General features: G+C 69.7%; 18 protein-coding genes. 8 read left to right on the top strand and 10 right to left on the bottom strand.

All coding sequences use genetic code 11. The features are described from left to right. Nucleotides 1-56: 56 nt before the first annotated feature. From M3330_RS18570 to M3330_RS18555, 4 genes are all read left to right on the top strand, one after another. The gene (locus M3330_RS18570) at nt 57-464 is read left to right on the top strand and encodes a YciI family protein (protein ID WP_006550097.1); all 408 of its coding nucleotides are present in this window, start codon (nt 57-59) and stop codon (nt 462-464) included. Nucleotides 465-466: 2 nt separating this feature from the next. Further along, nucleotides 467-1,606 carry an RNA polymerase sigma factor gene (locus M3330_RS18565; protein WP_255025888.1) on the top strand — a complete coding sequence of 380 codons (1,140 nt, stop codon included), beginning with the start codon at nt 467-469 and terminating at the stop codon, nt 1,604-1,606. Nucleotides 1,607-1,680: 74 nt separating this feature from the next. Continuing rightward, nucleotides 1,681-3,201 (top strand): multicopper oxidase family protein, encoded by a 1,521-nt coding sequence (locus M3330_RS18560; RefSeq protein ID WP_255025886.1) that lies wholly within the window; start codon nt 1,681-1,683, stop codon nt 3,199-3,201. 285 nt (nt 3,202-3,486) lie between these two features. Beyond that, the gene (locus M3330_RS18555; protein ID WP_006550094.1) at nt 3,487-5,610 is read left to right on the top strand and encodes an MMPL family transporter; all 2,124 of its coding nucleotides are present in this window, start codon (nt 3,487-3,489) and stop codon (nt 5,608-5,610) included. A 55-nt stretch (nt 5,611-5,665) separates the two neighbouring features. Here the strand turns inward: M3330_RS18555 and M3330_RS18550 are convergent, their stop codons facing one another. After that, a complete protein-coding gene (locus M3330_RS18550; protein ID WP_255025883.1) occupies nt 5,666-6,544 on the bottom strand; it encodes a sucrase ferredoxin in 879 nt (292 codons plus the stop codon). Nucleotides 6,545-6,599: 55 nt separating this feature from the next. Continuing rightward, nucleotides 6,600-7,124: a hypothetical protein gene (locus M3330_RS18545; protein WP_019288568.1), complete on the bottom strand. Its 525-nt coding sequence runs from the start codon at nt 7,122-7,124 to the stop codon at nt 6,600-6,602. A 50-nt stretch (nt 7,125-7,174) separates the two neighbouring features. Here M3330_RS18545 and M3330_RS18540 point away from each other — a divergent pair, with 50 nt between their 5' ends. Then, nucleotides 7,175-8,281 (top strand): alcohol dehydrogenase catalytic domain-containing protein, encoded by a 1,107-nt coding sequence (locus M3330_RS18540; RefSeq protein WP_019288569.1) that lies wholly within the window; start codon nt 7,175-7,177, stop codon nt 8,279-8,281. A gap of 76 nt (nt 8,282-8,357) precedes the next feature. Here the strand turns inward: M3330_RS18540 and M3330_RS18535 are convergent, their stop codons facing one another. Genes M3330_RS18535 through M3330_RS18520 form a run of 4 tightly spaced genes read right to left on the bottom strand, consistent with a single transcriptional unit; the run spans nt 8,358 to nt 12,426 of the window. Further along, nucleotides 8,358-9,272 (bottom strand): exodeoxyribonuclease III, encoded by a 915-nt coding sequence (locus tag M3330_RS18535; RefSeq protein ID WP_006550090.1) that lies wholly within the window; start codon nt 9,270-9,272, stop codon nt 8,358-8,360. 11 nt (nt 9,273-9,283) lie between these two features. Then, on the bottom strand, nt 9,284-10,072 hold the full coding sequence (locus M3330_RS18530) for an alpha/beta fold hydrolase (protein WP_006550089.1): 789 nt from the start codon (nt 10,070-10,072) through the stop codon (nt 9,284-9,286). Nucleotides 10,073-10,087: 15 nt separating this feature from the next. Continuing rightward, nucleotides 10,088-11,668 carry a DNA polymerase Y family protein gene (locus M3330_RS18525; RefSeq protein ID WP_037216093.1) on the bottom strand — a complete coding sequence of 527 codons (1,581 nt, stop codon included), beginning with the start codon at nt 11,666-11,668 and terminating at the stop codon, nt 10,088-10,090. Next, on the bottom strand, nt 11,665-12,426 hold the full coding sequence (locus M3330_RS18520; protein WP_006550087.1) for a hypothetical protein: 762 nt from the start codon (nt 12,424-12,426) through the stop codon (nt 11,665-11,667). Before M3330_RS18520 ends, M3330_RS18525 begins: the two co-directional genes overlap by 4 nt. A 274-nt stretch (nt 12,427-12,700) precedes the next feature. Between M3330_RS18520 and M3330_RS18515 the strand changes: the two genes are divergently transcribed. Further along, complete coding sequence (locus tag M3330_RS18515) at nt 12,701-13,849, top strand: serine/threonine-protein kinase (protein WP_019288573.1); 1,149 nt, start codon at nt 12,701-12,703, stop codon at nt 13,847-13,849. A 94-nt stretch (nt 13,850-13,943) separates the two neighbouring features. Here M3330_RS18515 and M3330_RS18510 read toward each other — a convergent pair whose 3' ends face one another. Both M3330_RS18510 and M3330_RS18505 read right to left on the bottom strand, forming a co-directional pair. Beyond that, nucleotides 13,944-14,630, bottom strand: coding sequence for a response regulator transcription factor (locus tag M3330_RS18510; protein WP_006550085.1), 687 nt, complete (start codon nt 14,628-14,630; stop codon nt 13,944-13,946). Next, entirely contained in the window at nt 14,627-15,949 is a 1,323-nt protein-coding gene (locus M3330_RS18505; RefSeq protein ID WP_051121489.1) for an ATP-binding protein, read from the bottom strand. Before M3330_RS18505 ends, M3330_RS18510 begins: the two co-directional genes overlap by 4 nt. A 97-nt stretch (nt 15,950-16,046) precedes the next feature. Here M3330_RS18505 and M3330_RS18500 point away from each other — a divergent pair, with 97 nt between their 5' ends. Together M3330_RS18500 and M3330_RS18495 are read left to right on the top strand one after the other, a co-directional pair. Then, nucleotides 16,047-17,555, top strand: a complete 1,509-nt coding sequence (locus M3330_RS18500; RefSeq protein ID WP_255025874.1) for a PspC domain-containing protein — start codon at nt 16,047-16,049, stop codon at nt 17,553-17,555. Continuing rightward, nucleotides 17,548-17,781 (top strand): hypothetical protein, encoded by a 234-nt coding sequence (locus M3330_RS18495; protein WP_006550082.1) that lies wholly within the window; start codon nt 17,548-17,550, stop codon nt 17,779-17,781. Before M3330_RS18500 ends, M3330_RS18495 begins: the two co-directional genes overlap by 8 nt. A 77-nt stretch (nt 17,782-17,858) precedes the next feature. On the opposite strand, the gene guaA is transcribed toward M3330_RS18495, so the two are convergent. Both guaA and M3330_RS18485 read right to left on the bottom strand, forming a co-directional pair. Continuing rightward, complete coding sequence (gene guaA, locus M3330_RS18490; protein WP_006550081.1) at nt 17,859-19,433, bottom strand: glutamine-hydrolyzing GMP synthase; 1,575 nt, start codon at nt 19,431-19,433, stop codon at nt 17,859-17,861. A gap of 67 nt (nt 19,434-19,500) precedes the next feature. Continuing rightward, nucleotides 19,501-21,225: a GMC oxidoreductase gene (locus M3330_RS18485; RefSeq protein WP_255025870.1), complete on the bottom strand. Its 1,725-nt coding sequence runs from the start codon at nt 21,223-21,225 to the stop codon at nt 19,501-19,503. Nucleotides 21,226-21,380: the final 155 nt, after the last annotated feature.

Below are 21,380 nucleotides of genomic sequence, written 5' to 3'. Positions count from 1 at the left end.
TCCGTCTCCTCCATGAACGCGGCCACAATGGGCCGTACCGCACGGAGGAGAACATCATGGCCAAGTACCTGCTGCTCAAGCATTACCGCGGCGCCCCGGCAGCGGTGAACGACGTACCCATGGATCAGTGGGAGCCGGACGAGGTGTCGGCCCACATCCGGTACATGCAGGATTTCGCCGCCCGTCTCGAGAGCACCGGCGAGTTCGTCGACGCGCAGGCGCTCTCCCCGGAGGGCACCTTCGTCCGTTACGACGGTGAGGGACGTCCCCCGGTCACCGACGGGCCGTTCCCGGAGACGAAGGATCTCATCGCCGGGTGGATGGTGATCGACGTCGACAGCTACGACCGGGCACTGGAGTTGGCCGCCGAACTGTCGGCCGCGCCGGGAGCCGGCGGGAAGCCGATCCACGAATGGCTCGAGGTGCGCCCGTTCATGTCCGAGCCGCCGACCGTCACGGAGTAGACGTGGACGAGGCTCTGCTGCGCACGCTCGTCCCCACCGTGATCGGCATCCTCGTCCGCCGCGGAGCGGATTTCGCAGCGGCCGAGGATGCCGTGCAGGACGCGCTCGTCGAAGCCCTGCGGGTGTGGCCGGAGGATCCGCCACGCGACCCGAAGGGCTGGCTGGTCGCGGTGGCGTGGCGCAGATTCCTCGACACCGTACGCGCCGACGCATCCCGCCGGCGCCGCGAGATCCTCGTCGACGCCGAGCCCCGGCCCGGTCCGGGCACACCGGTGGACGACACCCTCGCGTTGTACTTCCTGTGTGCCCACCCGTCGCTCACGCCCGGGTCGGCGGTCGCGCTGACCCTGCGGGCCGTCGGTGGGTTGACCACCCGGCAGATCGCGCAGGCCTATCTCGTCCCGGAAGCGACGATGGCCCAACGCATCAGCCGGGCCAAGCGCACGATCGCGGACGTCCGGCTGGATCGGCCGGGCGATGTCGCGACGGTGCTGCGGGTGCTCTATCTCGTGTTCAACGAGGGTTATTCAGGTGACGTCGACCTGGCCACCGAGGCCATCCGGCTCACGCGCCGGCTGGCAGCGGTGATCGACCACCCCGAGGTGTCGGGTCTGCTCGCGTTGATGCTGCTCCACCACGCCCGGCGAGCGGCGCGCATCCGGCCGGACGGCAGTCTCGTCCCCCTCGCCGAACAGGACCGCAGCCTGTGGGACACGCGCATGATCGCGGAGGGCGTGGAGATCCTGCAGGCCGCACTCGCCCGCGACAGGCTCGGCGAGTTCCAGGCACAGGCCGCCGTCGCCGCCCTTCACGCCGACGCACGCACTGCGGAGGAGACCGACTGGGTGCAGATCGTCGAGTGGTACGACGAGCTCCTGCGGTTCACCGACAACCCGGTGGCCCGCCTCAACCGCGCCGTCGCGTTCGGTGAGGCGGACGGACCGCAGGCCGGTCTCGCGGCGCTGGCCGAACTCGACCCCGGCTTGCCTCGGTACACGGCGGCCGCGGCATATCTCCACGAACGCGCCGGCGACACGGCCACGGCGGCCCGGCTCTACACGGAGGCCGCACACCTGGCGACCAGCGTCCCCGAGCGGGACCATCTCGTGCGGCAGGCGGCGCGCCTGCACAGCGTTTCCTGAGGGTCGCTCAGGGTTCTCCCCCACCATGAAATCCGGTGCCACGCCGGATGTGCCGAGAGTGCGGGAGAACGAGCATGGATGTCGTGAAACTCCTGGTGCGTCTGCTCGCCATACCCTTCGTGCTCTTCCTCGCGTTCGTGGCGGTCATCGGTGGCCTGGCCGTCCACGCGTGGACCACGCGCGCGATCGACACCACCGGACGCGTCGACTTCGACACCGCCCTGCGCATCCCTCCCGTCGAGTCGGGCACCGTCGACGCCGACGGCACACGCGTGTTCGACCTGACCATGCAGCGCGGCACGACCGACCTCGGGCACGGCCCCGACACCCGGACGTGGGGAGTGAACGGCAGCTATCTCGGGCCCACCCTCCGCGCCGTGCGGGGTGAGAACGTGCGCGTGAACGTCACGAACGAACTCGACGAGACGAGCACGATGCACTGGCACGGCATGCACCTGCCCGCGGCGATGGACGGCGGACCGCACCAGCCGATCGAGCCGGGAACGACATGGTCGCCGTACTGGACCGTCGATCAGCCGGCCGCGACCCTCTGGTACCACCCGCACCTGCACGGTTCCACCGCCGCGCACGTGTACCGGGGTGTCGCGGGCATGTTCCTGATCGACGAACCCGGCACGTCGCCGCTCCCCCACGACTACGGGGTCGACGACATCCCCCTCATCGTCCAGGACCGGAAGTTCGAGGGCGATCAGCTCGACGACAGCAACGCGATCTTCGCCGACGTCGGGACGCTCGGCGACGAGATCCTCGTCAACGGCACACCGCGACCGTTCCTGGACGTCGGCACCGAGACGGTCCGGCTCCGGGTGCTCAACGCGTCGAACGCGCGCGTCTACAACTTCTCGTTCGACACCGGGATGCCGTTCCTCGTCGTCGGCAGCGACGGCGGTCTGCTCGAGGAACCGCAGGCCGTCCGCAGCCTCCAGCTGTCGCCGGGTGAGCGCGCCGAGATCGTCGTCCGGCCGGAAGCAGGTTCGAGCCACGTGCTGCGCAGCACCCCACCCGAGCTGAAGGCCGGCTTCTTCCAGGACCGCTTCTCCGGTGGTGACGATCGCCTGGACGTCCTCGAACTGCGGGCGGCACCCGTGCTCGGGTCGTCGGCCGCGATCCCGGAGAAGCTGACGACCCTCCCGGAGCTCGGGGAGCCGAGCAACACCCGCCGCATCGACCTGACGTCGTCGACGACCATCAACGATCGCGAGATGGACATGAGCCGGATCGACGAGGTGATCGTCGCCGGCACCACGGAACTGTGGGAGGTGACCAACGCCAGCGGCACGATCCACAACTTCCACATCCACGACGTGCAGTTCGAGATCCTCGGCATGACCGGGATGAGTCCCGACCATCCGTCCCTGGCGGGGCGCAAGGACACCGTCTTCATCCCGCCGGCGGCGACGGTGCGGCTGCTCGTTCCGTTCGGTAGCCACACCGATCCGGCGATGCCGTACATGTACCACTGTCACCTGCTCAAACACGAGGACGCCGGGATGATGGGGCAGTTCGTGGTGGTCGGCGCCGACGAGGTGACGCAGGTGGCCGGCACGGCCCACCATGCCCACGACGGCGGGTGAACCCGGTCACGTCCGGCAGGGCGGGGAATGGATCCCCGCCCACCCCTGTTGAGGAGTGTGGATCGGCGCGTCGCGTACGCCCCGGAGCCAATGAGAAACCGCCTTCGTGGAATACCGTCCGGCTGGAGCCACGTTGCGCACCGTGCCGTGAGGCATCCGGCGCGTCGGTCCACCTTCTTCCTCCCCTGATCTCGTGCCCGTTCCGGCCGAGCAGGGTAAAGCCCTCCCACTCCACGCCAGTACAGTTGCCGATCGTCACAATCGTCAGCGGAACCGGGAGTGGGCATGAGTCGCTGGGCCGAGATCGTCGTCACCAGGAGCCGATGGGTACTGGCGATCGTGCTGCTCGTCGTGCTCTTCGCCGGCGCCTGGGGCGTCGGGATCTTCGGCAAGCTGACCGGCACGGGCTACTACGACCCGAACAGCGAGGCCGTCGAGGTCGAGCAGATCATCTACGAGAACTTCGGGTCGCAGGCCGCGGACATCATCGCGCTCTACACCGCACCCGAGGGACGCACGGTCGACGACATCCGTCCCGACATCGAAAGAACCCTCGCCGAGTTCCAGGACGCCGTCCCCGCCGAGTCGATCCAGACCTACTGGACCGCTCCGCCGCCGATGAACCAACTGCTGCTGTCGACCGACCAACGCAGCGTGGCTGCCTCGATCACGCTCGGCGCGAACTCCGGGCTCACGGCCGCGAGCTTCCCCGAAGCCCTCGACCTGCTCGAGGTGCCCGGCGTGGAATCGCAGTTCGCCGGCAACACCGTGGTCGCGATCGAGTTCACCGACACCCTGGAGAGCGATCTCGTCCGGTCCGAGCTCATCGCGGTGCCCATCACGCTGGTGCTGCTGGTGTTCATCTTCGGCGGGGTGATCGCCGCCGCGGTCCCGGTCTTCGTGGGTGTGCTCGCGATCTTCTCGTCCCTCGCCACCCTGCGCCTGCTGTCGAATTTCACCGAGGTGTCGTCGTACGCGCTGAACATCACGTCGCTGATCGGTCTGGGCCTGGCGATCGACTACGGCCTGTTCATCGTCAGCCGCTACCGCGAGGAACTCGCGGCCGGTTCGGACGTCACCTCGGCGGTCAAGCGGACGATGTCCACCGCCGGTCACACCGTGATGTTCTCCGCTGCCCTGCTGATCTGCGCGTTCGCGGGCATGCTCGTCTTCCCGCAGACGGTGCTGCGGTCGCTCGGCCTCGGTGCCATGGCCGCCGTCCTCGGTGCCGCCGTCCTGTCGCTGACCGCGGTTCCCGCCCTGCTGACGATGCTCGGCCACCGCATCAACGCGTGGACCTGGGACCGTGAGACCTCCACCCGCGCCGAAGCGCGGGCACGTCGTTTCTGGGGTGGGGTCGTCCGCAAGGTCGTGCGCCGTCCCGCCCTGATCGCGGTGGTGATCACCGGCGGTCTCCTCGTACTCGCGTCGCCCCTGTTCGAAGCACGGTTCGGGGAGATCGAATACACCGCCCTGCCCGAGGACAGCCAGGCCCGCGCAGCCACCCAGACCTTGCTCGACGAGTTCCCGAGCACCGGCAACGGCGCCACGCTCGTCCTGCGTGGTGAGAACGGACAGGCCCCGGACAGCACTGCCGTGCGCACGGTGTCCACCGAGGTCGCCAAGGTCGACGGCATCTCGCAGACCGTCATCGTCGGGCAGGAGTCCGACGTGGTGGTCCTGCAAGGCCTCTACGCTCAGGGCGTGGACGGCACCGCACGGGCGAGCGAGATCACCGGCGAACTGCGCGCCCTGGACGTGCCGGACGGCACCGACCTGCTCGTCGGCGGCGGCCGGGCTCTCGTCGACGACGCCAACCAGGCCGTCTCGGATTCGCTCCCCTGGATGATCACGATCATGGTGCTCTCGACCCTGGTGCTGCTGTTCCTGGCATTCGGGTCGGTGGCACTGCCGATCAAGGCGGTGCTCATGGCGGCACTGAGTCTCGCCGCGACCTTCGGCGTGCTGACCTGGGTGTTCCAGCTGGGCCACGGTGCTTCGTGGCTGCACGTCGTTCCCGCGGCGATGGAGCCGACCTTCGTCGTCCTCATCCTCGCCGTGGTGTTCGGCCTGTCGACCGACTACGAGGTGTTCCTCATGTCGCGCATGATGGAGGCCCGCGCGGCCGGAGCGACGACGGTAGAAGCCGTCGAGTACGGCATTGCCCGCACCGGACGTGTCGTCACCGCCGCTGCACTGCTGCTGATCGTGGTCACCGGGGCCTTCACCATCTCCGGCCTGTCGATCATGCGGTTCCTCGGCGTCGGCATGATCGTCGCGCTGATCATCGACGCAACGATCGTGCGCATGCTGCTCGTGCCGTCACTGGTCAAGCTCATGGGCGAGGCCAACTGGTGGGCACCGGCGTGGATGAAGCGCGTGCACGCGAAGGTCGGACTGGGTCACTAGACCGCAGAGCGGCGGGATCACTGAACCGCAGAGCGGCCGGGTGGTCGGGGTGTCGCTACAGCGGCGTGATCGTCGTCGCGACGACGGGACGCGCCGGCTTGGCCGCGGCACCGCAGCTCGCCGGCCGGGCCGGTAGTTCCGAGGTCTCCACCCCGACCTGCCATGCCCGGCCGTCGCGATGACGCACGATCGGCTCGTCCCCGTCCTCGACCGTCACGGCGTCGATCGCGAACTCGTCGATCGCCTCGCGCACCGCGATCTCGGCGGCCTGCCCGGCCGCACCCCAGGTGCTGCGACCCCGCAGACCGGCCGCGTGGACCTTGCCCTTCCCGGCGTCGCGGACGGCGGCGAGACTGTCGTCCTCGTCGAGCCGCCCGTAGGTGTAACCGGTGGGCAGCATGATCATCGACGGCGCGAAACGGTGTCCGCCGGTGTGCGAGCACTCCCACACGTCCTGCCCGAACTCGGCGGTCAGAGCGGCCGCGATCGGGCGCCCCAGCACAGCGCAGCACCGGTCCCGCTTTCCGTGAGCGCACACCAGGGCGATCGGGTCCTGCACGGCCGTGCCGAAACCGGGGGCCGGACCTGCGACCACACGGGGGACGATGTCGAGCAGCTCCGCCGGCTCGGTGATCTCGAGCCGCTCGCACCAGATGTTCTCCGGTTCGGTGCGGGCCAGCAGGACGGTCCGGGTCTCCCGCACCACGTCGCGGCCGGGTCTCCGGATGAACAGGATCCGCACGTCCGCGACCTTCGCCCGGGCGGACAATTCGTCCGACAACTCGGCGCCGAGGGCGGTGCCGTCGAGCACGTCGCGGCCCCAGCCCGTCGGCACCTCGAGGCACACGTAGCCGGGCGCGGTGGCCGCCGTACCGGGCAGCGGCTCGTCGAGTGCGGACAGTGCGGAACAGGTGGGGGCGGAGATGGTGGTCACGCGGACATTGTGGCCCGGACACCCTCGTGACGGCCCGGCACCCCGCAGTGACCGGTCAGCCGCGGCGAAGAACCCGCTGTGCCGCACCGCCCCACATCCGCAGGAATCCCTGCGACAGGTACGCGAAACTGCCCAGCGCCAGCACCCACTTGGTGACGCTGACGGTCGAGGCAGCCCGGACCGTCCGATCGTCGATCCGGGTGCGGTGATCCAGCAGGTACAGGCCGACGGCGTTCTCGACGTAGTCCCCCGCCGCGGCGACGACGGGCGCCGCCATCAGGATCCGACGCGTGCTCGGCAACAGCGGGCGGTGTTCGTCGAGCGATCGTGCACCGGCCCGCAATGCGATCGCGAAGGTCGCCGGATGGACCATGTCCCAGTAGTAGTGCTGCCGGTAGCGCTCGATCTCCTCAGGACCGAGATTGTCGAGGATCTTTCGGTACTTCGCGGCCGAGAAGGTGGTCTGGAGGGTGCCCACCGTCGGGGCCGTGGAGCCGAGAACCCGACCGATGTTCGCCTGGGACACGAGGAAGACTGCGGTAGCACCGATGAGGAAGCGGTCGGCCCGGGTGAGTGTCATGCTCGTGATGCTAGAGGCGGAGAATCCGCGACTCTACGGAAGGGAGACTCGTGCAGATCACCGGAGCAGTCCTGGAGGAGATCGGACGTCGACGGCGGTACGAGGAGTCCACCCCGCTCAGCGTGGACCTTCTCGAACTCGACCCACCGGGCCCGGGTGAGGCGCTGGTCGAGATCGAATGCGCCGGTGTGTGCCACTCCGATCTGTCCGTGGTCGACGGCAACCGGCCTCGTCCGGTTCCCATGCTGCTCGGGCACGAAGCGGCCGGACGCATCGTCGAACTCGGCGACGACACCACCGGATTCTCCGTCGGCGAGCGGGTCGTCATGACCTTCATGCCCCGCTGCGGTGAGTGCGAGGGCTGCGCGAGCAACGGCATCCGTCCCTGCATCCCGGGATCGGCCGCGAACGCGGCGGGAACCCTGCTGTCGGGCGCCCGGCGGCTGCACCGCGACGGGAACGACGTCCACCACCATCTGGGAGCATCGGCCTTCGCGACCCACGCCGTCGTCGACACGCGGTCGCTCGTCGGTGTCGGCGACGACGTCCCCGCCGAGGTCGCCGCGCTGATGGGTTGCGCCGTGCTGACCGGTGGCGGTGCGGTCGTCAATACTGCTCGTCCTCAGGCCGGGGACACGCTGGTCGTCGTCGGTCTCGGCGGAGTGGGGATGGCCGCGCTGCTCGTGGCGCTGGCCCACGACGACGTCACCGTGATCGCCGTCGACACCTCCCCGGACAAGCGCGATACGGCCCGGTCGCTGGGAGCCGAACGCGTCCTCTCACCGGACGAGGCCGTCGAACAGGGCGTGAAGGCGCGGCTGGTCATCGAGGCCGCGGGGAGCGTGCCCGCGCTCGCCACGGCGGTCGCGCTCACCGGACCGGGAGGCACTACGATCACTGTCGGCCTGCCCGCCCCCGACGCCCGGCTCGAGATCTCGCCCACCGCTCTCGTCGGCGAGGGCCGCTCACTGGTGGGCAGCTACCTCGGATCCGCCGTCCCGGCCCGCGACATCCCCCGCTTCGTGGACATGTGGCGCGAGGGGCGACTGCCGGTCGAGCGACTCGTCACCGACCGTCTGCCGCTGGGTCGGATCAACGAGGCGATGGACGCCCTGGCCGACGGAACCGCCCTCCGTCAGATCCTCACCATGGACTGACCACGAGCCCTACATATCAAGCTCAGACGTCGTAGTCCACGACAGTCACTCAGATGTCGTAGTCCACGACAGTCACTCAGATGTCGTAGTCCACGACGACCGGCGCGTGATCGCTGATCCTCCGGTCCGGCGCCGGATCGCGGTCGGTCCCTGCGGAGATCGCGGTCCGGGCCAGTCGCGGCGTGGCGAGGTGGTAGTCGATCCGCCACCCGGAATCGGAGGCGAACGACTCCCCCAGCCACGACCACCACGAGTAGGGACCGTCGACCTCGGGATGATGCCGGCGGACGACGTCGACGAGCGTGCGCGGCGACAACAGTGAATCGAACCAGGCGCGTTCCTCGGGCAGGAAGCCCTCGGCCTGCCCGCGACGCCGCCAGTTGCGCACGTCGTAGCGCGTGTGGGCGACGTTGAAATCACCCATGATCAGGAACTCCCGCCCCTGGGCGCGCGCCGCGAGTCGGCTACGGGTCAGCTGCCGGGCGAAGGCCGACAGGAACCGCATCTTGCGTTGGTAGCGCATCCCACCGTCCGGTTCGTCGCGCATGCGCCCGGGCTTCTGGAGGTGCGCCGGGAGCCCGCCCTTCGGCAGGTACAGCGACGCCACGGTGATCGGTGCGTCGGCGAGATCCACCTCGACGTACCGCCCCTCGTGGGCGAATTCGGACAGTCCGCGTGCCAGCGCTCCCCGATCGAACTCGATCCGGTCGACGTGTTCCTCACCGGGAAGTCGCAGCAGTGCGGTGCCGCTCCAGGTGCGCACGGCGGCAGGTTCGTGCAGGGTCAGGATTCCGACGCCGTTGCGGCCGGGAAGGGTGCCCTCGTCGTAGGCGAGGTGGTACTTGCCGAAGACTCCCTGCGGGATCGCAGCCGCCGGGGCGCGTACCTCCTGCAGGGCCACCACGTCGGGGTTGCGCTCACGCAACCAGTCCTCGAATCCGCGGCGCTGTGCGGCGCGGATTCCGTTGATGTTGAAGGTCGCGATGCGCACGATCGTCCAGTCTAGGCAACCGTTCGATCCGTGAGGAACGGGACGACGGCCGCTGCGAAATCGCGGGCACGGTCGCGGTGGATGCTGTGCCCGCAGCCGATCTCCCGCACTGAGGCCGAAGGCAGCGCGTCGACTGCCGCCGTCAACAGGCGCGGGTCGACCATGCTGCCGCGGCGCGCTCCGCGCAACAGCAGGGTCGGAGCGTCGAGGGACGGAAGATGCTTCCACCACACCGGATTCGGCGTGTGAAACTGGGCGACGACCGACGGCGTCATCGAGCGGTCGAAGGCGGTGACCGCGCGCGGGTTGAGCGCCATGCTGGTCGCGGCGTGCCATAACTCCGCGGGAGTCGGGCGGTGGGCCGGCACCTCCGGAACCGGATCCCCCTCCCGCAACGGCAGAGGTGTCTCCTCGAGGACAAGTCGCCGGACGAGGCCGGGATTCTGTTGCGCGACCAGCGATCCCACATGACCGCCGAGCGAGTGCCCGACGAGATCGACGGCCTCGACACCGAGGTGGGCGCACAGGCCGGCGACGTCGGCGGCGAACTCGTCGAAACGGTACGAGGGGGCCCGGCCGCTGCGTCCGTGCCCGCGCAGGTCGACGGTGATCACCCGTCGGCCCGCCTTCACCAGGTTTCCGGCGAACCGGGTCCATGTGCGCCCGTCACCCCCCATCCCGTGCACCAGCAGTACGGGCACGGAACGGGCGGCGGACCCCGCGGATTCGCGGGACGCAGCGTATTCGCGATACGCCAGGGCGACCCCGTTCGGCGCGACGGTGAGGACCGGAGATCTCATGATGCTCGAGCCTACTCAGTCGTAGACGCCCTCCACCCGCCAGCCGTCGGCGCCGAAGAACACCAGCAGGGCCCGTGATTCCTCGAGCAGCACCTGCAGACGGGCGGCGCACCGGGCGGCGGCCGGATCCCACCAGTACTCGTCCACCGGCCACGGACCGGCCCATCCGATCACCGTCCAGCTGCGACTTCCCCATCGCAGCCGAGCAGGTGACCCGCTGAGCAGTCCGCGCTCGGTCACCGAGACCGGATTCCCCACGTCGTCGTCCAGCCGGATCGCGGGAGGTGTGTGCAACACCAGCGCGGGAGCCGGGGGCGGGAGCCGGCCCGGCCACGGTGCGTCCGGGTCGGAGTGCGGTATCGCCTCGTCGCCGACGGGCACGAGGACGATCCGTTCGGTGGGTCCCCGGCCGCCGCCGAGCACTCCGATCCGGACGGCGTCCCCACCGAGCAGGCCCTGCACTCGGACGAGCGCCCGACGTGCGCGTTCGTCCTCGTCGCCGACACCGCCCCAGAGCCCGAGCTGCAGCGCGCCGGCGGCCACGACCTCGACCGGTTCGAGACGTAGCAGCACGATTCCCGCCGTGGGCCGGTTCGTGTTGCGGCCGGTGAGCCATCCGTCGAGCTGCCATCGCACACGATCGGCCGTACCCTCGGGGGTGAGCGGCTCGGCGCAGCGCCAGGTGCGCGCGAGTTCCTCCCCGGCCCCGGTGCGTGCCGTCACGAGCAGTCGCGTGCATGCGACTCCCGCTGCCGCGAGCCTGGTGTGGAGCAGTTCGGCCAGTGCGCGACCGGCGAAGGCCGCGGCGTCGACCCGCTCCACCGGCGGGTCGCAGGGCTGCTCGACCGTCAGGTCCGGAGGGATCGGCCGCCCCGACGGGGGACGTTCCGGCAGGCCCCGTGCGCTCCGGTGCGCAGCGACGACGTCCGCGTCGAAGCGTGACGCAACATCGATCGGGGACAACGCGGCGAACGCTCCGATGGTGCGGATACCGAGACGGCGCAACAGATCCACCGTGTCGGCCCGCCGAGGAGCCGCCAGCGCCGGTTCCACCGCGAGATACGAGACCGGCAGCGGCGCCAGGAACTCGGCGCCCCTCCCCGTCGGGACCAGCGCGTTCCGGCGCGCGGCGAGGACCGCTGTGGACAACTCGTCGGCGACACCGACCTGGCATTCCACGCCGTTCGCCGCGACCGCGTCGATCAGGACCTCCGCGGCGGCCTCCTCCGAACCGAACCACCGGACTGCACCGCGCGCGGCGAGGACCACCAGACCCGGGCGCAGCACCTCCACGCCCGGGGCCACCGCATCGATTGCGGCCACCACCACCTCGAACGTCCGCGCTTCCAGGTCGGGATCCGAGCGGGCCACATGCAGTTCCGGGCAGCGTGCCTGCGCCTCACGTCGTCTCAGGCCGCGCCGGACACCCGCGGCCCGCGCCGAGGCCGAGCAGGCGACGACACGATTCGCCGAGACCACCGCCACCGGGACGGTCGCGGGCAACTCCGCGGCGGTGGCGGCGGCGACGGCGGGCCAGTCTGGGCACCAGAGGGCCACGACCCGCGCGGGCGCCCGTCGAGAGGACGAGTCGTTCACCGGACCGCTTTACGGAAATGCCCGTCCTCCAGCCGATTTCGCTCCTCACTCGCCCATTCGACGGCACTGCGGCCGGCGCACACCTCCACGCGGGTGGCGCGCGGAGGAAACGCACGCCCGTGCGCCCGGACCGACAAGCGGGTCGCGCACAGCCGGTCCCGGCCGGGACCGTCCACACCCCGATAACCGTCGACCCGCGCCTCCAGTCGCACGTGTGCACCCTCCCAGCGACCGTCCGTGACCACGAGGACGGACTGCTTGCTCCGCGCCCGGGCGGCGACCGCACGAGCGCGGGACGGCGGCACCGATGCCCCACCGAGCCCCAACACCACCAGGTCGATCCCGTCGAGCAGCACCGCGGCGATCTCCACGGGATCCGGTCCGGGATCGGGGATCACAGCCAACCGGTGCAGACGGGCTCCCATCTCCGCGGCGGCGAGCAGACCCAGCCGGCGCTGACCGATCACGGCGGCGTATCCGCCCGAGGCAGTCACGGACGCGAGCATCCCGAGGAGAAGGGAGGTGGCCCCCGAGACCGAGACGACGCTGCCACGCACCAATCCGCCCTGGGGCAACAGTTCCGCGAGCGGAGCCGGGACGGGCAGGATGCGGTCGGAGGGGGCCTCGACCCGGCCTCGCGCGACGGACTGGACCTCGCCCCGCGCCGGCACTGCCGCGATCCGACGTCGCAACGCTTCGATCCGCTCCGCGCGACCCGCTTCCTCGTCGTCCACCGGAAATTCGGCCACCTCGCCCACTGTCACCCCTGTCATCCGCCTGCCGCCTGACACACACGACCGGCCGACCACGGGGAAGTCGTGGCCCGGCTCGCACTCTATTCGAACATACTTTCGATCCCCATCAAGTAGAACCGACCCGAATCCTTCCCGTCAAGCCGGGAGCACCGCCCCCGACGGTGACTACAGTGCAGCTCACACGTTTTTCGGCCGGGGCGAACACCTCCGATCGACTACTCTCGATCGAGTGGCGGAGCAGGCATGGGCAGGACGGGCCGTAGGACCGGATCACTTGGTGGCCGGTCGATATCGGCTCGACTCCAAGCTCGGCGGTGGCGGCATGGGTGCCGTCTGGCTCGCCCGCGACAACCGTCTGGGCCGCGACGTCGCCGTCAAGCAGGTGATCTCCACCGCAGACCTCGATCCCGACGAGGCCGAGGATCTTCGCCGCCGCGCGCTCCGGGAGGGCCGGGCCGCCGCCCAACTCGCCCACGAGCACGCCATCTCGATGTACGACATGGCTCTGCACTACGGCGAACCGTGGCTCGTCATGGAGCACTTGCCGTCCCGCAGCCTGGCGCAGGTGATGAACGTCGTCGACACTCTCCCGCCGTACGTGGTGGCGCAGATCGGCGCGAACGTCGCCGACGCCCTCACCGCCGCGCACGCCGCCGGGATCGTCCACCGCGACGTCAAGCCCGGCAACATCCTCATCGCCGAACGCGGCCGCGACGCCGGCATCGTGAAGATCAGCGACTTCGGCATCGCTCGCGCGAAGGGCGACAACGACCCCGACGGCGTGATCATCGGCACCCCCGCCTATTTCGCACCCGAGGTCGCGCGCGGCAACGATCCCACCGAGGCCAGCGACGTCTTCTCGCTCGGCGCCACCCTCTACACCGCGGTGGAGGGGCAACCGCCCTTCGGCTTCGAGACCGACTCGATCGCGTTGCTGCACCGGGTCGCGCGGGCGGAGATCATCATGCCCACGCACACCGGTCCGCTCACCGAGCCCCTGCTCGAGATGCTCCAGCCCGATCCGGCGCGACGCCCGACGATGGCGCAGGCGCGCGATCTCCTCGCCCGCGTGGTCCTCGGACCGAGCGGATCGGCGGCGGCGCTGCGCGGCCGTCCCATCCAGAACGAGGACGGCACGATCCCGTCGTGGGCACAGCGTTCCGCGCACTTCGCCGAACCCGCACGCCCCCGTGGTTCCTTCGTCGACCGCCCCCTCGGTGCCGCGACGCAGGCCACCGGTGGTCCGAAGAAGTCGGCGAAGGGTTTCGCCCCGGCGGATCTGCTCGACCGCCTGCTCCCGAAGGGCCCCGTGCCCGACAACCCGCAGGACCGCATCGTCGCCTATGCACCCCTGGCGATGGCGGCGATGATCGCGGTGATCCTGGTGGCGTTGCTCGTCGCCGTCATCATCGCGCTGGTCGTCTGATCTGCGCCGGCTGCGCAGTCCTCGTCGATGATTTCGCTCGCGAGCGACGAGAACTGCACGCCGCCGGCATCGGCACGACGAGCACCGGTCACGCTCAGTCGATGCGGCGGCGGTGTGCCCAACGGGTCAGCGCGTTGCGGTTCGACTGCTGCGTCTTGCGCAACACGTTCGACGCGTGCGTCTCGACGGTCTTCACCGAGATCACGAGTTCCTCGGCGATCTCACGGTAGGTGTAGCCGCGAGCGAGCAGGCGCAGCACCTCGAGTTCCCGCGGCGTCAGCGAGTCGAGCTCGGGATCGAGGGGCGGTTCCGGCGCGGCCGACCGGCCGGTGAACGAGTCGAGCACGAAACCGGCCAGACGCGGACTGAACACGGCGTCTCCCCCTGCGACCCGCCGGACGGCGTCGGCCAGATCCGGACCGGAAATCGTCTTCGTCACGTACCCGCGGGCGCCGGCGCGGATGACGGCAATGACGTCCTCGGCTGCGTCGGACACGCTGAGCGCCAGGCAGACCGGCCCGTCCGGGATCCGCTGGAGGACGGCGACGCCGCCGCCGTCGGGCATGTGGACGTCGAGGAGCACGACATCCGGCTTGGTCGCCTCGATCCCGGCGACGGCCTCGGCGACTCCCCCGGCCTCGCCGACGATCTCCATGTCGGCCTCGCGCCCCAGTTCGGCGCGCACTCCGGAGCGGAAGACCGCATGGTCGTCCACCAGGAAGACACGATAGGGACGGTTGTTCTCGGTGGCATCGGACGATGTCGCCGGAATCGAAGTCACTGTGTCTGCTCCTCGGGGTGGGGGTCGTTCACCCCCCACTCTAAGGTCGACTCGGTGTCCTGTTCGCGTTCGGTCTCCGTCCGGCCGGCGCGCGGTGCATGGATGCGCACCTCGGTTCCCTTTCCGGGACTCGACTTCACGACCGTCCGGCCGCCGCGACGTTCGATGCGCGCCCGGATCGACTTGGCCAGACCCTGCCGATCGGCCGGCACCTCGTCGGGATCGAATCCGACGCCGCGATCGCGCACGAACACGCTCACCTGATGCGGTTCCACCTCCGCGAAGAGGTCGACGCTGTCCACCCCGGCGTGCTTGGCGGCGTTGACGAGAGCCTCGCGGGTCGCGCCGAGCACGGCGGTCGCGGCCTCGGGGGTCAGATCGCTGTCATCCGGCGCGACGTCACCGACGATGACGGGTTGAACGGACAGACCGTACTGGTCCTCCACCTCACCGGCGATGGTGCGCAGCGTCTCGGCGAGCGAGGTGCTCGGCGTCTCGTCCCCACCGAACAGCCAGCGGCGCAGTTCGCGTTCCTGGCTGCGCGCCAGTCGCACGACCTCTTGCTGGTCGCCGGCCTGCTTCTGGATGAGCGCGAGGGTCTGGAGTACCGAGTCGTGCAGGTGCGACGCGATCTCCTCGCGCTCCTCGTTGCGCACCCGGGCGGCACGCTCGGTCTCGAGGGCACGCCACATCCGGATCCACAGCGGCACCGACAGCAGGGCGGCACCGACCAGCGTGACCACCACGGCGACCAGCGACGAGCGCAGCGCCGCGACGTCGACCTGCGCGATGACCATCACTCCGAGTCCGGTGACGACGAGGGTCAGGCCGCCGAGTACGCGGGCCCATGTGAGGACCGTCGGATGTGCGGGCAGACCGAGTACCGATCGGGGGCCTTCGACGTCGAATTCACGCCATACGAGCGCCGCACCGACGACCACCACGACGATCGGCAGCACCACCCCGGCGGCACCACCACTGAACAGCCACGAAAGACCCACCGCCAGGCCGATACCCATGAAGGCGAGGCCGATGGCTCGGCGCCGTTCGGGGCCGGTGGGGCGATCGGTGTCGGAGCCCGGGGGCACGAACATCCACAGCAAGCCGTAGGCCGCGATCCCGAACCCGCCGAGGGCGGCGAGCACTGTGAACGCGACCCGCACCTTGGTGGCGTCGATGCCGAGATGGTCGGCGATACCGCCGGCCACACCGCCCACGATGCGACCGCCCACCCGTCGTTCGAGGCGGGGAACGGTCACGGGTAATCCAGGTACCGGTTGCACACCTCGATACTGGCACGGAGATCGCCGGCCCGGCATCGGGGACGAACCCTGATGTCCGGGTTCCGATCGGGCCCTCGGAAATCAGGGTTGGTCCCTGATGTGCCGCGCGCGGAAGCCCAGCAGGATGGGTGCCATGGACACGAGGAGCTTTCAGGACCAGGTGGCGGACATGTGGCGGACCCGCCCCGTGCGTCTGCCGAAGGAGGGGCACATCGCGGGTGTGTGCTCGGGTATCGGAGTGCGCTACGGCGTCGATCCCGTGCTGATCCGTGTCGTCTTCGTCGCGTCGGCGCTGTTCGGCGGTGGCGGTCTCGTCCTCTATCTGGCCGCCTGGCTGATGTTCCCCCGTCACGGCGACCAGGTATCCTCGCTCGAATCGCTCGTCGGGCGGGGTGCGAGCTCGGACTCGGCCACCAAGGTCGTCGTACTCCTCGTGGCCCTGGCGATCGCGGCGGGTGCCATCGGTCCGGTGGGTGCGGGTTCGGGCGGTTCCGGATTCATCGGAACGCTCCTGCTGCTCGGCGGTTGGTGGCTGCTCTATCAGCGGCGTCCCGAACCGCCGGTGCTGCCGGCGCCCGAGGGAACCTCCTTCCCCACCCAGGCGGCCTTTCCTCAGCCTCCGGTGACGAACGCGTACTGCTCCCCGTGGGGCGCACACACCGGTGCATGGCACATGCAGGCGGGTCCGGCGGCCACGACGACACCGGGCGGAGAGGCAGCCGGCACAAAGACAACCAGCACAGCGGCAACCCCGCCTGCGCAGACCACCGACGCGACGGAGGTCCTGAGCACCACCGACGCCTCGGACACCCCTGCTTCGGGCACCGATTCCACAGCGCCCACCGAGACGACTGAGAGGAAGACGTCCCCGATGCCCGACCTACGCAAGGACACCGACCGCAAGGACACCGACCGCAAGGACACCGACCTTCCGCTCCCGGATGTCGACGCGCTCTCCCCCCACCGTTCGGCACCGCCGGCATGGGATCCCCTCGGGGTCGCCCCGTTCGCATGGGATCTGCCCGAACCGGCACCGAAGCACGAACCTGCGATCGTCACGAATCGACGCTCGCGCCTGACCACGACGGTTCTCGGACTGGCCGTGATCGCCGCTGCGGTGACCGGCGCGCTCGGTGCCGCCGCCGACCTGGCCTGGGTGACCCCCGCCCGGGTGGGTGCCGCGGCCCTCGCGGTCGTCGGTCTGGGCCTGCTGATCGGCGCGTTCCTGCACCGCGGGCACGGACTGCTCGTCGTCACCGGCCCCCTCCTCGGATTCGTCGTCCTCGCCTCGATCGCCGGCCCGGTCGACACCTCCAACTGGGGCGACCGGACCTGGGCTCCGACCAGTACCGATCAGCTCGAGTCCGAATACAGCTTCCAGTTCGGGGCGATGACCCTCGATCTGCGGGGACTCGAACTCACCGAGGACCGCACGGTGCAGGTCGACGGCCGGTTCGGCAGCGTCGAGGTGCTGTTGCCGGAGAACCTGGACGTCCGCGCCGACTGCACGGTCGGTCCCGGTGAGATCAGGGGATGCCCCGCCCCCGGCATCGACGGTGGTGCCGACGGAGTCGACGACGGGCCGGTCCTGGACCTGAACGCGAACATGGAATTCGGATCTCTGGAGGTGCGTCGTGGCTGATCACGAAACCGGAACACACACCGAGGATCGGACCGAGCGCACCCGCAAGGGACCGTCGCTCCTGCTCCTGCTCGCCGCACTGGCAGCGCTGGTCGTGAGCGGATGGGCCATGATCGGGCCGTTCTCCGTCGAGTTCCTCGCCGCCGTCGACCTCGGATGGGTCCTGGTGGGCGCGGCCCTGCTGATCGGAGCGGTGCTGGTCTTCCTCCCCAACCGCCGGAGATAACCACCCCCACCTACGCGACGTCCCCCGGACCTGACCGGTCCGGGGGACGTCGTCTCACCGCTTACGGCGAGCGGAAATCACTCCCACTCGATCGTTCCCGGGGGCTTGCTCGTCACGTCGAGCACCACTCGGTTGACCTCCGTCACCTCGTTTGTGATACGAGTGGAGATCCGCTCGAGGGTCTCGTAGGGCAGGCGCGTCCAGTCGGCGGTCATCGCGTCCTCGCTGGAGACCGGACGCAGCACGATCGGGTGTCCGTAGGTGCGGCCGTCGCCCTGCACGCCCACGCTGCGGACGTCGGCGAGCAGCACGACCGGGCACTGCCAGATCTGTCCGTCGAGGCCGGCGGAGGTGAGTTCCTCGCGGGCGATCGAGTCGGCGCGGCGCAGGATCTCGAGGCGTTCGCGGGTGACCTCACCGATGATGCGGATGCCGAGGCCGGGGCCGGGGAACGGCTGGCGGCCGACGATCTCCTCGGGCAGACCGAGCTGACGTCCGACCGCGCGCACCTCGTCCTTGAACAGCAGACGCAGCGGCTCGACGAGCTCGAACTCGAGGTCCTCGGGAAGTCCACCGACGTTGTGGTGGCTCTTGATGTTCGCGGTGCCGGAACCGCCGCCGGACTCCACGACGTCCGGGTACAGGGTGCCCTGCACGAGGAACTTCACGGTCTCGCCCTTGTCGGCACCCTCGCCGAGCACCTCGGAGACCGCGCCCTCGAAGGAACGGATGAACTCGCGGCCGATGATCTTGCGCTTGGTCTCGGGGTCGGTGACGCCGGCGAGCTCGCGCAGGAAGGTCTCGGACGCGTCGACGGTGACCAGACGGGCACCCGTCGCGGCGACGAAGTCCTTCTCGACCTGCTGCCGTTCACCCTCGCGCATGAGGCCGTGGTCGACGAACACACAGGTCAGGCGGTCGCCGATGGCGCGCTGCACCAGCGCGGCCGCCACGGCGGAGTCGACGCCGCCGGACAGGCCGCAGATGGCACGACCGTCGCCGATCTGCTCGCGGACCTGCTCGACGAGCGCGTCGGCGATGTTCGCTGCAGTCCAGTCGCCCGGGATTCCGGCGATGTCGTGCAGGAACCGGCTCAGCACCTGCTGGCCGTGGGGCGAGTGCAGCACCTCGGGGTGGTACTGGACACCGGCGAGGCGACGGGCGCGGTCCTCGAACGCCGCGACCGGGGCACCGGCGCTGGTCGCCGTGACCTCGAAGCCCTCGGGGGCCTCGGTGACGCCGTCGCCGTGGCTCATCCAGACGGGCTGCGTCTCGGGCAGACCGTGGTGCAGCACACCTCCGGAGACCGACAGCTCGGTGCGGCCGTACTCGCGCGAGCCGGTGTGCGCGACCGTGCCGCCGAGCGCCTGCGCCATCGCCTGGAAGCCGTAGCAGATGCCGAAGACGGGGACGTCGAGATCGAACAGCGTGGGATCGAGACGCGGTGCGCCCTCCTCGTACACGCTGGCGGGGCCACCGGACAGCACCACCGCGCGCGGGTTCTTCGCCGCGATCTCCTCGACACCGGCTGTGTGGGGCACGACCTCCGAGTAGACGTTGGCCTCACGAACGCGCCGAGCGATCAGCTGCGCGTACTGAGCTCCGAAATCGACGACGACGACCGGTCTGGACTGCTGGCTTTGCGACGACACCCGAACAGTCTAAGCGGCCGCGCCGGGTGTTCCCGACGCGGCCGCTCATCCGATCACTTCCGGGTCGCTACGCGACGCCGCTGTGCTTGACCTCGACGACCGGCAGTCGTAACGCACCAGGTGCGTCGACGGGCACCACGGGGTTCTTCGGTTCGATCGGCGCGATACGACGGTAGGGCTGTCCCTGCTCGGGACGCTGGTCGTCCTCACCCTTGTTGGGCCACAACGACGCAGCGCGTTCAGCCTGCGCCGCGATGGTGAGCGAGGGGTTCACACCGAGGTTCGCGGAGACCGCGGCGCCGTCGACGACGCTCAGCGTCGGGTAGCCGTGGACGCGGTGGTACGGATCGATGACCCCGTGGTCGCGATCGGATCCGATCACGGCGCCACCGAGGAAGTGTGCGGTGAGCGGAATGTTGAAGATCTCACCCCACGTGCCGCCCGCGACACCGTCGATCTTCTCGGCGATGCGGCGCGTGGCCTCGTTGCCGGCCGGGATCCAGGTGGGATTCGGCTGCCCGTGGCCCTGTTTGCTCGTGACCCTGCGGCGGCCCAACACACCCTTGGTCGTGTAGGTGGTGATGGAGTTGTCGAGGTTCTGCATCACCAGCGCGATGATGGTGCGCTCGCTCCACCGGTGCACCGAGAGCATCCGCAGCATCTTCACGGGGTTCCGCACGACCTGCCCGAGGAACTTCACCCAGCGCGGGGTGCGTCCGTCGCCGTCGGTCATGAGGGTCTGCAGCAAGCCCATCGCGTTCGATCCCTTGCCGTACCGCACGGGTTCGATGTGCGTGTCGGGGGTGGGGTGGAACGACGACGTGATCGCGACGCCCTCGGTGAGCTTCAGACCGGGATCGATCCGCATCTTCCCGGCGCCGACGATCGATTCGGAGTTGGTGCGGGTCAGTTCGCCGACCTTGTCGGACAGTTCGGGCAGCGCACCGGTGTCCTTGAGGTGGTGCAGCAGGTGCTGCGTGCCCCACGTTCCGGCGGCAAGGACGACGTGCGCGGCCGTGTAGGTGCGCCGCCGCTTGCGGACCCACGCGCCGGTGCGTTCGGTGATCACGTCCCAGGTGCCGTCGGCGGCCTGACGGAGATCGGTGACGGTGGTCAGCGGGACGATCTCGGCTCCCGCCCGCTCGGCGAGACCCAGATAGTTCTTCACGAGGGTGTTCTTGGCACCGTGGCGGCATCCCGTCATGCACTCACCGCACTCGATGCAGCCGGTGCGGTCGGGACCCACGCCACCGAAGTAGGGATCGGCGACCGTGCGGCCGGGTTCGCCGAAGAACACGCCCACGGGCGTCTGGATGAAGGTCTCGCCGACGCCCATGTCGTCGGCCACCGACTTGATCACCTTGTCGGCGTCGGTCATCCGGCCGTACTGCACCACGCCGAGCATCCGCTTCGCCTGGTCGTAGTACGGGCTCAGTTCGTCCTGCCAGTCGGTGATGTGCGCCCACTGGCGGTCCTCGAAGAACGGCGCCGGAGGCTTGTACAGGGTGTTCGCGTAGTTCAGCGACCCGCCGCCCACGCCGGCACCGGCGAGGATCAGGCAGTCGCGCAGCAGGTGCACGCGCTGAATGCCGAAGCAGCCGAGCTTGGGCGCCCAGAGGAAGCGGCGCAGGTCCCAGCTGGTCTTCGCGAAGTCGGCGTCGGCGTAGCGGCGACCGGCCTCGAGAACGCCGACCTTGTAGCCCTTCTCCACGAGGCGCAACGCCGTGACGCTCCCACCGAAACCCGATCCGACGATCAGGACGTCGTAGTCCGTGACCCGTTGCTTACCCATGGAACCTCCAGCGGCGAGAGTTGTTACCGGCAAGTATGCACTTCGGCGGTGTGACTACAGGCACAGCCCCGACTCTACCCGTTACGTGGAGTTGCACGAAAACGAAGTGCGAGAAAAATCGATGGCCGGTCACCGCGTCCTGCGACGCTGTGACC

It is taken from the genome of Rhodococcus sp. GA1 (assembly GCF_024321955.1).
Classification (GTDB): Bacteria; Actinomycetota; Actinomycetes; order Mycobacteriales; family Mycobacteriaceae; genus Rhodococcus; species Rhodococcus pyridinivorans.
This window is presented reverse-complemented; position numbering and strand designations above follow the sequence as displayed.

What these genes read in the sequence shown, in the direction of transcription:
- M3330_RS18570 (WP_006550097.1), top strand. Translation starts at nt 57, where the DNA reads ATGGCCAAGTACCTGCTGCTCAAGCATTACCGCGGCGCCCCGGCAGCG.
- M3330_RS18560 (WP_255025886.1), top strand. Translation starts at nt 1,681, where the DNA reads ATGGATGTCGTGAAACTCCTGGTGCGTCTGCTCGCCATACCCTTCGTG.
- M3330_RS18555 (WP_006550094.1), top strand. Translation starts at nt 3,487, where the DNA reads ATGAGTCGCTGGGCCGAGATCGTCGTCACCAGGAGCCGATGGGTACTG.
- M3330_RS18545 (WP_019288568.1), bottom strand. Translation starts at nt 7,124, where the DNA reads ATGACACTCACCCGGGCCGACCGCTTCCTCATCGGTGCTACCGCAGTC.
- M3330_RS18530 (WP_006550089.1), bottom strand. Translation starts at nt 10,072, where the DNA reads ATGAGATCTCCGGTCCTCACCGTCGCGCCGAACGGGGTCGCCCTGGCG.
- M3330_RS18505 (WP_051121489.1), bottom strand. Translation starts at nt 15,949, where the DNA reads ATGCCGGGCCGGCGATCTCCGTGCCAGTATCGAGGTGTGCAACCGGTA.
- M3330_RS18500 (WP_255025874.1), top strand. Translation starts at nt 16,047, where the DNA reads ATGGACACGAGGAGCTTTCAGGACCAGGTGGCGGACATGTGGCGGACC.
- M3330_RS18485 (WP_255025870.1), bottom strand. Translation starts at nt 21,225, where the DNA reads ATGGGTAAGCAACGGGTCACGGACTACGACGTCCTGATCGTCGGATCG.